This is a genomic window from Peptoanaerobacter stomatis (assembly GCF_000238115.1).
Classification (GTDB): Bacteria; Bacillota; Clostridia; order Peptostreptococcales; family Filifactoraceae; genus Peptoanaerobacter; species Peptoanaerobacter stomatis.
Genome location: NZ_JH414552.1, coordinates 41157 through 53644 on the forward strand (window position 1 = coordinate 41157; position 12488 = coordinate 53644).

General features: G+C 32.2%; 12 protein-coding genes. 7 read left to right on the top strand and 5 right to left on the bottom strand.

Going from position 1 to position 12488, the window contains the following annotated elements:
- Window positions 1–220: 220 nt before the first annotated feature.
- The 4 genes from HMPREF9629_RS05980 to HMPREF9629_RS05995 form a co-directional block, all read right to left on the bottom strand.
- On the bottom strand, window positions 221–421 hold the full coding sequence (locus HMPREF9629_RS05980) for a hypothetical protein (protein ID WP_009525477.1): 201 nt from the start codon (window positions 419–421) through the stop codon (window positions 221–223).
- 71 nt (window positions 422–492) lie between these two features.
- Window positions 493–1839 carry an MATE family efflux transporter gene (locus HMPREF9629_RS05985; RefSeq protein ID WP_009525478.1) on the bottom strand — a complete coding sequence of 449 codons (1347 nt, stop codon included), beginning with the start codon at window positions 1837–1839 and terminating at the stop codon, window positions 493–495.
- Between the two features lie 237 nt (window positions 1840–2076).
- Complete coding sequence (locus tag HMPREF9629_RS05990; RefSeq protein WP_009525479.1) at window positions 2077–3072, bottom strand: polysaccharide deacetylase family protein; 996 nt, start codon at window positions 3070–3072, stop codon at window positions 2077–2079.
- 75 nt (window positions 3073–3147) lie between these two features.
- A complete protein-coding gene (locus HMPREF9629_RS05995) occupies window positions 3148–4740 on the bottom strand; it encodes an NAD(P)/FAD-dependent oxidoreductase (protein ID WP_009525480.1) in 1593 nt (530 codons plus the stop codon).
- Window positions 4741–5355: 615 nt separating this feature from the next.
- Between HMPREF9629_RS05995 and rsxC the strand changes: the two genes are divergently transcribed.
- Genes rsxC through rnfB form a run of 7 tightly spaced genes read left to right on the top strand, consistent with a single transcriptional unit; the run spans window position 5356 to window position 10705 of the window.
- The gene (gene rsxC / locus HMPREF9629_RS06000) at window positions 5356–6717 is read left to right on the top strand and encodes an electron transport complex subunit RsxC (protein WP_009525481.1); all 1362 of its coding nucleotides are present in this window, start codon (window positions 5356–5358) and stop codon (window positions 6715–6717) included.
- Complete coding sequence (locus HMPREF9629_RS06005; protein WP_009525482.1) at window positions 6707–7024, top strand: TfoX/Sxy family protein; 318 nt, start codon at window positions 6707–6709, stop codon at window positions 7022–7024. The genes rsxC and HMPREF9629_RS06005 overlap by 11 nt, the downstream gene beginning before the upstream one ends.
- Window positions 7025–7049: 25 nt before the next feature.
- Window positions 7050–8009 carry an RnfABCDGE type electron transport complex subunit D gene (locus HMPREF9629_RS06010; protein ID WP_009525483.1) on the top strand — a complete coding sequence of 320 codons (960 nt, stop codon included), beginning with the start codon at window positions 7050–7052 and terminating at the stop codon, window positions 8007–8009.
- Window positions 8006–8566 carry an RnfABCDGE type electron transport complex subunit G gene (locus HMPREF9629_RS06015; protein ID WP_009525484.1) on the top strand — a complete coding sequence of 187 codons (561 nt, stop codon included), beginning with the start codon at window positions 8006–8008 and terminating at the stop codon, window positions 8564–8566. The genes HMPREF9629_RS06010 and HMPREF9629_RS06015 overlap by 4 nt, the downstream gene beginning before the upstream one ends.
- Window positions 8567–8575: 9 nt before the next feature.
- Window positions 8576–9169, top strand: coding sequence for an electron transport complex subunit RsxE (gene rsxE, locus HMPREF9629_RS06020; protein ID WP_009525485.1), 594 nt, complete (start codon window positions 8576–8578; stop codon window positions 9167–9169).
- 27 nt (window positions 9170–9196) lie between these two features.
- Window positions 9197–9772, top strand: a complete 576-nt coding sequence (rsxA, locus tag HMPREF9629_RS06025) for an electron transport complex subunit RsxA (protein ID WP_009525486.1) — start codon at window positions 9197–9199, stop codon at window positions 9770–9772.
- A 9-nt stretch (window positions 9773–9781) separates the two neighbouring features.
- Window positions 9782–10705 carry an RnfABCDGE type electron transport complex subunit B gene (rnfB, locus tag HMPREF9629_RS06030; RefSeq protein WP_009525487.1) on the top strand — a complete coding sequence of 308 codons (924 nt, stop codon included), beginning with the start codon at window positions 9782–9784 and terminating at the stop codon, window positions 10703–10705.
- A gap of 354 nt (window positions 10706–11059) precedes the next feature.
- Here rnfB and leuB read toward each other — a convergent pair whose 3' ends face one another.
- The gene (gene leuB / locus HMPREF9629_RS06035) at window positions 11060–12145 is read right to left on the bottom strand and encodes a 3-isopropylmalate dehydrogenase (RefSeq protein ID WP_009525488.1); all 1086 of its coding nucleotides are present in this window, start codon (window positions 12143–12145) and stop codon (window positions 11060–11062) included.
- Window positions 12146–12488 lie beyond the last annotated feature (343 nt).

Below are 12488 nucleotides of genomic sequence, written 5' to 3' on the forward strand. Positions count from 1 at the left end.
ACTAAAATCTTATAGAACAATGGAAGAACATAATAATTAATTTTTCTGGTAGACTATTTGTACCAATGTTATATAATTATACAAGGTATTCATAATTTTATTAGAAAAGAGTATAAATTTTAAAATATATAAGAATTTTATTTTAAGTAGACATAAATTTACTTAGCTAATAAATTCTTAAAAAATAATATCAATTATTCTATTAACGTTTAGTACGATGTCATTTTTTAGCAATCTTCTTTTTTATAATTGCAAAAACAAGATTTATTATGAGTAATGTAAAAAAACCTAAAAAGCTGATAATTGCCAAGTTTTTGTAATAATCATTATTTTTTGCAATTTTATCCATTAAATTTATAAAAAACAATACAACAAATCCTGATATAACGCTTTTTATCCAAAATAATTTTTTAAAATTCATAATAAAACCTCCATGCCGTTATCCAATTAAATATAGATATTTTTAAAATAGGGTTTAGTATAAAATAGATTTTATAATTTTTCCCATTTTATCCTAATATAATATATCAGGTATACTAATGAACTTAAAGACCATGTAATCGGATATGCCCACGAAATTGTATCTATGCTTGGAAAAATAGGTACAACAATGTTAAGATATGTTACTCTGACTATGCACCAGAATGTGAGCATTATAAACATCGGCACATATGCTCTACCAAGGCCTCGCAGTATTCCGCTCATAATATGAGAAAAAGCGAGTAAACATGAAAATGCTGCGCAAATTCTGGCTTTTCTTACACCAAAAGATATTACCCTTAAATCATCTGTGAAAAAAGTCATAAGATATGGAATAGTAATATATACTATAAGTCCGATAAATTCTGCTAAGAGCACACCTGTAAATATTGAAAATTTTGCACCTTTTTTCATTCTTTCCAAGTTTCCGGCTCCTAAGTTCTGACTGATAAAGGTAGATATTGCAAGAGAAAAGCAAGTAATAGGCAAAAAAGTAAAACCGGATATTTTTTCATAAGAGCCGTTTCCTGCTACAGCATATTCTCCAAAATGATTGACATTGGATTGTACCACTACATTGGCAAGAGATATTATAGAGCCTTGTATTCCCGCAGGAATACCATTTTTTAATATTTGTTTAAGATAAAATTTTTCTATCTTTATTTTTGAAAAATGCAATTTATAATCAGAGTTTACTTTCATCAGATAATTAATGCATAAAAAAGCACTGATAAATTGTGATGTAATAGTGGCAAAAGCTGCAGCACCTACACCATATCCCATAATACCTACGAGAAAATAATCAAGTATGATATTTGTAATAGATGCAATCATCAAAAATTTGAGAGGAGTAACACTGTCTCCAACCGATCTCAGTATACTCGATGACATATTATAAAGCACAAAAAACATAGAGCCCATAAAATATATTCTAAAATAAGTAATGGACTCAGGTAGTACATGTTCAGGAGTGTCCATCAACACCAATATGTAAGGTACAAAATAAATTCCGACAGCTGTCAGCACTATGCCGGTTATTAATGCAAAGCCTATACAAGTATGGATTGTTCTTTGCATTTTTTCTATATCTTTGTTGCCATAATACCTTGCAATAACAACTCCTGAACCTATACTAAGCCCGTCAAAAAATCCTATCATCAACAGAATAAGTGCGGTAGATGAGCTTACAGCGGCAAGTGAGCTACTGCCAAGGTAGTTGCCGACTATTAAAGAGTCTACAATATTATATAATTGTTGAAATAAATTGCCTATAAATATGGGTATTACAAAAAGTAAAATACCCTTACTTATAGGACCGTTTAATAATAAATCATTATTTTTTTGTATAAATTGTTTCATAAAATATCTCCTAAAGTTATTTTACAACTTATATATATTAAATTCAAGATATTTTATTATTTGGAAATTATGCTTACATTAAAATTCGCTTATAACAATACTATATCTTATAAATTATTAATATAAAATCCTATAAAAGCAGGACAATATATGCATTTATAGGATTTTATAGATTTGATATTTTATACTTTTATAATTTTAAGAAAGTTTTAAGCAACAATTGGCACAAAAATTATTTTAAGATAATATGCCGAATTTATAGCCTAAAGAATTGTAATATTCTATTATTTGCGGTAAGGCATCTACACTTTTTTGTTTTATATCGTGCATAAGAACAACTACTACTTTTGGACTTCCTCCGTACATAGCCATATCTTCTTTTATATTGTCAAGTGCACCTTGTAAATCCCTTCTTGAGCCTTTTGCCTCGGCATCACCTGTAAGGACATTCCAATCTATATTGTATATGTTTTGTTGTGCCAATGCCTCATCTACAGGTGAAAGTCCTTTCCATGACATATGTCCTCCAGGATAACGAAATATCGTAGTTTTAAAGTCTTCGCCGAGGGATTTTCTTATTGCTTTCATATTTTGATCTATTTCAGCAAGTACGTTTTCTACGCTGCCAACTCTGTTCGGATAAAGGTTGGAATACTCATGAGTGTATGAATGCAAGCCTACAGCGTGTCCTTCTTTCATTTCTCTTTCCAGCAAAGGTTTTGCGTAATCCTGGTCGGCGCTTCTTCCTACTATGAAAAATGTTCCGTGTACCCCGTAATTTTTCAATGTATCCAATACTATTGGAGTAAGAGATGACGAAGGTCCGTCATCAAATGTTAAAAATACAAGTTTGTCTGTGCCTGTATAAGTTGACGGATTCAATATCCAGTTATTTACATCTTTACAGCTATATGCCCAAGCTTCAGCCTCATAGTTATGAGATGTACCCGGTTTTTGGGAAGTCGGATCTATTTGAGGTTCTTCTTTAGATTTCTCGTCTGCTGCGTCACTATCTTGAGAATCTGAACTGTCATCAGCTTTTGTTTTATCATTTTCACCATTTTTTGAAACGTTCGTTTCTATTTTAGTATCGTTTTTGGATATTTTTTTGTCGGAATTGAATGATTGTACAAACTTGATCGCAATTAACAATGCTGCAATTACAACTGCTATAATTATTATTAATCGTATATAAGAGTGATTTTTTCTCTTTTTGTAATTTAAGTTGCTCATAAAAATACCTCTTTAAAATAAAATTATAATGAAAGTGTGTGTTTTTCTCATTATATCACTAAGTATTCAATATTTCTATATAAAATAATAATTTTCTATTATTTTTTCGGCTATTTTTAAACCGTCTATAGCACTGCTGACTATTCCGCCTGCATATCCGCCACCTTCTCCGCAAGGGTATAGATTTGATATGCTTACGCTGTTTAAGTTATCCGGATTTCTTAATATTCTGACCGGTGAAGATGTTCTTGTTTCTACTCCTGTTAAAATTGCATCGTTATCGGCAAATCCTTTTACTTTTTTATCCATGGCTATTATAGATTTTTTTATTGACTCTGTAAGTTCTTTTTTGTATATTTCGTTTAAGTTGGATAATTTATAGCCTATTTCGTATGTCGGTTTGACTTTTCCTATATGTGTGGAAACTGTATTATTTAGAAAATCTCCTACTCTTTGAACAGGAGCTTTATAGTTTCCTCCTCCTAAGATAAATGCTTTTCTTTCGCATTCCTTTTGAAAATCTACTCCGCCCAATATATTGTCGTTAAAATCAGTTTCACGTACGTTTACAAGTATCGCACTGTTTGCATTTACACCGTCTCTTGCGTTATAGCTCATACCGTTTACAACTAATTCTTCTTTTGAAGAAGACGAAGGGATAACATATCCGCCGGGACACATACAAAATGTATATACACTTCTATTTACTTCATTTAGGGCATTTGTCAGGAAGTATTCGCTCGAAGACAATTTTGGGTTGTTGTAATGCTCCTTATATTGTGCTTTATCTATATTTTCTTGTAAATGTTCAATTCTGAATCCTACTGCAAACGGCTTTTGAAGCATTGATATATTGTTTTTATAAAGCATACCAAATGTATCTCTTGCACTGTGACCTATTGCAAGTACTACCATAGATACATCTATATTTTCTCCGTTTATAACAGCTGATTTTATGATGTTATTTTCTATTACAAAATCTTCCAATTTGTTCTCGAATCTAACGCTTGTGCCCAGTGAATATATGGCATTTCGCATATTTTTAACCACATTTTTTAATATGTCAGTTCCTATATGGGGTTTTTGTTTATATAATATATTTTCATCAGCACCAAATTTATGGAATGTTTCCAATACTTCAAAACCTCTTACATCTTTACTTCTTGAGGTAAGTTTGCCGTCTGAAAAAGTGCCTGCACCTCCCTCTCCAAATTGTACGTTGGAGTTTTCATTAAGAATGCTTGTTTTCCAAAAGTTTTCTACATCTATACTGCGTTTATCCACGTCTTTTCCACGCTCTATCAATATCGTTTTGTACCCATATAGGCTGAGTTTATAAGCGCAGAATAAACCGGCAGGTCCGCTACCTACTACTAATATAGGCTTATCAATAGAGACACTGCCCTTTTTTAATATGGGGATATTTTGTTTTATATAAGGTTTTATATCAGTATCATCGAATATATGTTTATTTAATTTTTTTTCATCAGCATCTACCAAGACCTGATATATAAAATGTATATTATCTCGTTTTCTTGCGTCCAATGACTCTTTTAATATCTTATAGTGTATATCTGTATTTTTCAGTTTTAATTTTTTTGCGATTTTATCCTTTATATTTGCTTCATCTTCATTTAAAGAGATTTTTATATTAGATACGGTAATCATTGTATCTCCTTGTTTTTATAAAATATTATATAATTGTGAATGTTTAAACTAAAACAACATATAGATAAATATATGCTTACAATGTATATAAATGATTATATCATAAAAAAGTATTAATAAAAATTATAATAAAAATTAAATTTTTTTAAAATCTAAATTGTAATTTATTAATAAATGGTGTACAATTATAAAGTGGTATTATCTTATGAGAAAAGAGTTTATTTGCTTAAAATTAATTATATATTCGTTTTATACTAACTATATATGATTATTTAAACAAACTGCAATCGTTTTTAAGAATTAAAATAATTCTCATTTAAAAAATAAAAGAAAAGGAGATGAACATATGCTTAAAAAACTATGTCTATGTTATTTTTCCGTTACAGGAGTTGCAAAAAAACCGTAAGAGCTCTTGAAGAAATATTTTTTACTATTTGATGATACTGAAAAGTTAAATAAGTGCGAACTTTTGTGAAAATGTTTTTTATAATATATCTTAATAGAAATTGAGTGATTATAATTAGTTAAAATTATAGCAAATAACTTATTTTAAACTTGTTTATAATTATATTTAATATATAAATGTTTTTTATTTTTATATTGTAGGAGGGGACAATGCAATTAACGACTTTTAGAGGGGGTATCCACCCTAAACACAACAAGTCTACTACTGAGCATAGTGCAATAGAGTATCTCGATGCACCGGATAAAGTGTATATACCTCTTATCCAAAACATCGGCGCTCCATGTAGCAGCTTGGTAAAGAAGAATGATATTGTAAAAGTGGGACAAAAAATAGGTGAACCACTCGGTTTTGTATCAGCGCCTATACACTCATCCGTTTCAGGAAAAGTTATAGACGTGAAAAAAATATTGGTTAATACAGGAGAAAAAGCTGACTGTGTAATAATAGAAAATGATAAAGAATACACAATTCACGAAGATATAAAACCATACGGAACAATAGAGGAATTGTCAAAAGAAAGACTTTTAGAGATAGTAAAAGAAATAGGTTTGGTTGGTATGGGGGGAGCAACATTCCCTACACATGTAAAACTTAATCCTCCGAAGGATAAGGTGGTAGATGCCATTATATTAAACGGAGCTGAATGTGAACCATATCTTACAGCAGACCACAGATTGATGCTTGAACAGACAAAAGATGTTGTAGACGGTCTGAGAGCCATACTTAAAATAACATCTGTAGAAAATGGTTACATAGGAATAGAAGATAATAAACCTGATTGCATAGAGGCGATAAAAAAAGAGGTTGAAAAATATCCGAATATAAAAGTTGTAACATTAAAAACAAAATATCCGCAAGGAGCGGAAAAACAACTTATAAACGTATGTACAGGTAGAGAAGTTCCATCAGGAGGATTGCCTGCGGATGCGGGAGCAATAGTTGATAATGTGGCAACAGCCGCACAGATAGCAAAATCTTTAAGAACAGGTCTACCTCTTATAGAAAGAATATGTACAGTAACAGGTGGAGCGATAGCAAATCCTAAAAATGTTATGTTTAAGATAGGAACTTTGTACAGCGATATAGTAGAGATGACAGGCGGATTTAAAGAAGATCCTGCAAAGGTTATAAGTGGTGGTCCAATGATGGGCGTTGCATTAGCTAATATAAATGTACCTGCTAACAAAGGAACATCAGGCATACTATGTTTTACACAAAAAGAGGCTGAAATAGGAGAAACACAAAATTGCATAAGATGTGCAAAATGTGTAGGCGTTTGTCCGGCAGGGTTAGAGCCTATTTATATAAGTGCACATACATTAAAAGACAATTTTGAAAAAGCGGAAGAATATAGAGCACTTGACTGTATAGAATGTGGTTCATGTTCTTTTATATGCCCTTCAAAACGTCCGTTACTGCAATCAATAAGAGTTGCAAAAAGAGAAATAATGGCGATGAGAAGAAAAGCACAGGAAAAAGCCAAAGCAGAGGCTGAAAAGAATGCCAAGTAGCAAAGAATACCTTGAATTTGTTTTAGAACAGTTGTCAGATTTGGAGGATATAAATTATCGCAAGATGATGGGAGAGTATATTTTATACTATAAAGATAAAATTATAGGTGGAGTATATGATGACAGATTGCTCATAAAACAAACCGATAAGGCAAAAGAAATGATAAGAGATTTAGTATATGAATTACCGTATGAAAATGCAAAACCTATGTTACTTGTAGACGTAGATGACAAAAGTTTTTTAACAAATCTTTGTAAAGCCATATACGATGAATTACCATATACAAAAAAGAAAAATAAAAATTAAAAAATCAGATACACAGGAGGGAACAATGGAAAATAAAGACTTAATAATATCTTCATCTCCCCATATAAGAAGTAACGAAACAGTTTCGTCAGTTATGAGAGATGTGATTATTGCTTTGCTTCCGGCTACCATTGCCAGTATATATTATTTTAGAGCAGGTGCTGCAATCAATATAGTATCAGGTGTAGTGGGAGCGGTATTGGCAGAATATGTAATACAAAAACTTATGAAAAAACCTATTACAATAAAAGATTTATCGGCTGTTGTAACAGGATTATTATTAGCATTTAACGTACCGGCGTCAGCACCTTGGTGGCTTACTTTTGTAGGAGCGGTATTTGCGATAGTAATTGCAAAACAACTGTTTGGTGGCTTAGGACATAACTTTGTAAATCCGGCGCTTATAGCAAGAGCGATGTTACTTGCATCTTGGCCTGTACTTATGACATCTTGGACATTACCATATACAAAATCACCTGATATGGTATCAACAGCTACACCGCTTGCATTTATAAAAAATGCTGCATCAGAAGGAGTGGTAAGAGCGGATTTAATGGATATGTTTTTAGGAAATATACCGGGAACAATAGGAGAAACAAGTGCGATACTTCTAATATTAGGTGGAATTTACTTAATGTACAGAGGAGTAATAACATATGTGATTCCTGTTACTTATATAGCTACAGTTGCAGTACTTACTTATGCTTTTTCAGGATTTGATTCATCAATGATATTATATAATATATTCGGTGGAGGCTTGATGCTCGGAGCATTCTTTATGGCTACCGACTATGCGACATCACCTATGACTGTAAAAGGACAAGTCATATATGCTTTCGGATGTGGTCTTTTAACATCTGTTATAAGATATTACGGTGGATATCCGGAAGGAGTATCTTATTCAATATTGCTTATGAACGTGGCAACACCTCTTATAGAAAGACAAGTAAGACCGAGAGTGTTTGGGGAGGTAAATAAAAAATGAAAAACGAAGTAATTAAATTCGGATTGATATTATTTATAATAACAGCGGTATCTACCGGAATAGTATCAACAATATACGGAATAACACAACCTATAATAGAAACACAAAAAATAGAAAAAGACAATAAAGCAAGACAAGAGATACTATATGTTGCAAAATCTTTTGAAAAAATAGAAGAAGAATTTGGAGAAGATATAGTAGAAGTATATAAAGGAGTAGATGCTGATAATAAAACAGTCGGTTATACAATAAAAAATATATCAAAAGGATACGGCGGAGATATAGAAATAACTACAGGTATAACAGCAGACGGTAAGATAAGCGGAGTAAGCCTTGGAAGTATGTCGGAAACTCCCGGACTTGGAGCAAAATCAAAAGATCCTGCATTCATAGATCAATACAACGATAAAGAGGCAAAAGAGCTGAAAGTAATTAAAAATGCAGTGCCTAAAGATAATGAAATAGTTGCGATTGCAGGTGCAACAATAACATCAAATGCAGTTACAAAAGGTGTAAATCAATCTATAGAACTCTTTGAAAATGAGTTAAATAAATAGGAGGCTAAAATGGGATTTTTTAAAGCATTAAAAAATGGAATTATAGACGAAAATCCTACTTTCGTCCAAGTACTTGGTATGTGTCCGACGCTTGCCACAACAACATCAGCAATGAACGGACTCGGTATGGGATTATCAGCAACAGTCGTGTTGGCATTGTCCAATTTACTGACATCACTGCTTAGAAAGATAATACCATCAAAGATAAGAATACCTATATTCGTAGTTGTTATAGCATCTTTCGTTACAGTTGTACAGTTTTGTTTAGAGGCTTTTGTACCTCCGCTATATGATGCACTCGGACTTTTCATACCGCTTATAGTTGTTAACTGTATAATACTTGCAAGAGCTGAAGGTTTTGCATATAAAAATCCGCCTCTTGCATCATTCGGTGACGGTTTGGGAAATGGCTTAGGATTTACATTAGCACTTTCAATATTAGGTGCAGTTAGAGAAATATTGGGAAACGGTTCAATATTTGGAATAGACATATTGGGGAAAATAGGTTATCAACCGGCATTAATAATGATACTTCCACCGGGAGCATTCTTGGCACTTGGATTATTATTGGCAGGATTTAATAAAATTAAGAATAAAAAATAACAGATTGAAATATAAAAGGAGAATACGATGAAAAATATACTTTTGATACTCTTAATCTCCATACTTGTTGACAACTTTTGTATGTCGAAGTTTCTCGGTATATGTCCGTTCTTAGGCGTATCAAAAAAAGTTGAAACAGCAATAGGTATGGGTATGGCGGTTACATTCGTAATGGTATTGGCATCAATAATCACATGGTTGGTACAGTTATTATTGAACGCATTAGGTATACAGTTTACACAGACAATAGCTTTCATACTTGTAATAGCTGCACTTGTTCAATTCGTAGAGATGGTAATTCAAAAGACAAGTCCTACTCTATATCAGTCATTGGGGGTTTATCTGCCTCTTATAACTACAAACTGTGCAGTGCTTGGGGTAGCTATACTTAACATACAAAACAACTATAACTTGATAGAAACTATATTCAACGGTTTAGGTGGAGCATTAGGCTTTACACTTGCGATAGTATTATTTGCAGGAATAAGAGAGAGATTGGAGCTGTCAGATATACCGAAAACATTTGAAGGTTTTCCGATAGCACTTATATCAGCGTCACTTATGGCAATATCATTCCTCGGATTTAGTGGATTAGGAAAGTAGGTGTAATAGATGAGCGTAATAATAAATTCAGTAGTAAGTCTTTCAGTTATGGGATTTGCATTTGCAGCAGGACTTGCTATTGCATCAAAAAAATTTGCTGTTGAAGTAGATCCTAAAGAAGAGGCAATATTAGGAGTATTACCGGGAGCAAACTGTGGAGGTTGCGGTTTTCCGGGTTGTGGAGGATTGGCAGCCGCTATAGCTTCAGGAAAAGCACCTGTAAACGGATGTCCTGTAGGCGGAGCAGCAGTAGCGGAAAAAGTTGCGGTTATAATGGGAGTTACAGCGGAATCAGGAGTTAGAAAAGTAGCAAATGTAGCTTGTAACGGTACTACTGAAAATGCAGTTCAAAAAGCAAAATATTTAGGGATAATAGATTGTAAAGCGGCGACAATAGCACAAAGCGGACAAAAAGGCTGTACATACGGTTGTATGGGATTTGGAACTTGTGTCAGAGCTTGTAAGTTTGATGCCATATATATAGGTACAGACGGAGTTGCACACGTAGATAGAGAAAAATGTGTTGCTTGCGGTAAATGTATAGAAGTTTGTCCAAAATCTATAATAGATTGGATACCTGAAAATCAACAAGTTTACATATTCTGTCGCTCAAGAGAAAAAGGAAAAGATGTAAAAGATGTATGTTCAGTAGGATGTATAGGCTGTCAACTATGTGTTAAGAGTTGCCCTTTTGGAGCCATGTCTTTTGACAATAACTTGCCTACTATAGATTATGACAAATGTAAACAGTGTAATATATGTGTTCAAAAATGCCCTACACATGCAATAAAAGGTAAAGAAATAAAGAAAAAAGAACCTTTGAGTGTGAAACCGGCTGCACCGGATGATAAAAAAGAAGCTGATAATAATCCTCCGGCAGAAGCAAAAAATGAACAGGTAAAAGAACAAAAAGAAGTGCAAGAGACAGCATAATATAAAAAAATACCAATATTAATCATAATAAGATTAGTATTGGTATTTTTTGTTGTAATACTATTTTCTAATAAAATTATGGATAAGTTGTATAATTATATAAAATTAATATACATAGTCTATCAGAAAAATTAATTGTCATGATTTTCCATTATTCTATAAGATTTTATTATAAATTTAAAGAAAATACCGCATTCGCTTCAACTGAAAGTTATGATTAGATTTAATAATATACATTAGAGTTTTCTATAACAAATATTATTGAACTTTTTTGTTCTCTTATGGGGAGATGTATTTTTAAACTTATAATATAAGATTTATACTTTGTAAACAAAGAATTTTTTTCGACAGTTATTAACAATTCATAAGTATTTTTTCAGCTACCAAATCACCGATTGTATCTGTACCTACATATTTTAAAGAGCTGTCTTTGTTATGAGAAGAAATGCCTGCTCTATAGCCTTGTGCAAGTACACTGTATACAGCCTCATCTATATCGTCAGCCTCATCACTTAAGTTAAAACCGTATCGAAGCATAAGACCTGCCGATAATATGCTTGCCATAGGATTGACTATATTTTTACCGGCTATATCATTTGCAGAGCCGTGAGTAGGACCGCACATACAGTTATTTTCGCCGATGCTTGCATACGGTATAAGTCCTACAAAACCTGATAATATGCCGGCTTCATCGGATATTATATCACCGAACATATTTTCGGACAATATGACGTCAAATTCACTTGCACGTCTTATCAGTTGCATAGTAGCGGTATCTATATACATACGTTCTACTGTTATGTCAGGGTTTTTCTTTGCATAATCATCGAATATCAATCTCCACAACTTAGATGTCGCAAGCACATTAGCTTTATCCACCAAGGTTATTTTTTTTCTTCTGCGCCTTGCCATCTCGAACGCTCTCGATGTTATTCTGTCAATCTGCTTAAAATCATAATACATTAAATCAGTGGCAAATCTGTTATCGCCTTCTCCTGAAATTTTATGTTCTCCTATATACAGTCCTGCTGTCAATTCTCTTACTATAAGTATATCTACACCCTCTTCTATGTATTCACTTTTTAGTAAGGCTTGATTTGAAAGTCTCTTGTCTATTCTGATAGGTCTTAAATCTGTAAACAGGTCAAGTTCCGTTCTTATGTCAAACAATGCTTTTACAGGCTTTTTTTCTTCGTCAAGGTCGAGAGTGGGACTGCCTACCACTCCGAATAATATATTTTTGCATTTTTTGCAGGCATCAAGAGTGCTGTCCGGCAGAGTTTTTTTATAAACGTTATATGCACTTTCTCCCATTAAATATTCATTAAAGTTAAATTTATGAGAGTATTTTTTTTCTACAGCGTGTATAGCCTTTACAGCTTGATCTACAATTTCAGGACCTACGCCGTCACCCTTTATAAGTACAACATCTGTATTCATAAATAAATCTCCTTTATATAAATTTAAGGCAGTTTGTTATAAATTAAAAATATAATGCAAAAATGAAATAATATGATATTAAATATGCAAAAATTTAATTATAAAATATATGTTTTGTTATTGTTATTGTTTTTGTTATGCATAAATTATTAGAATATAGTGGAATGTAAAGGTATAATATAATAATATATATTTTATAAAAATGAAATATGATTATATAATTCTATCATTTTTTTGTAAAAAATCAATAGCGGATGTAAAAAATATAAATACATTTGTTTAGATTTTAGACAAATGGAGTATTATAATTAATATATAATTGGTATGGTTTTAAAAGTATAAT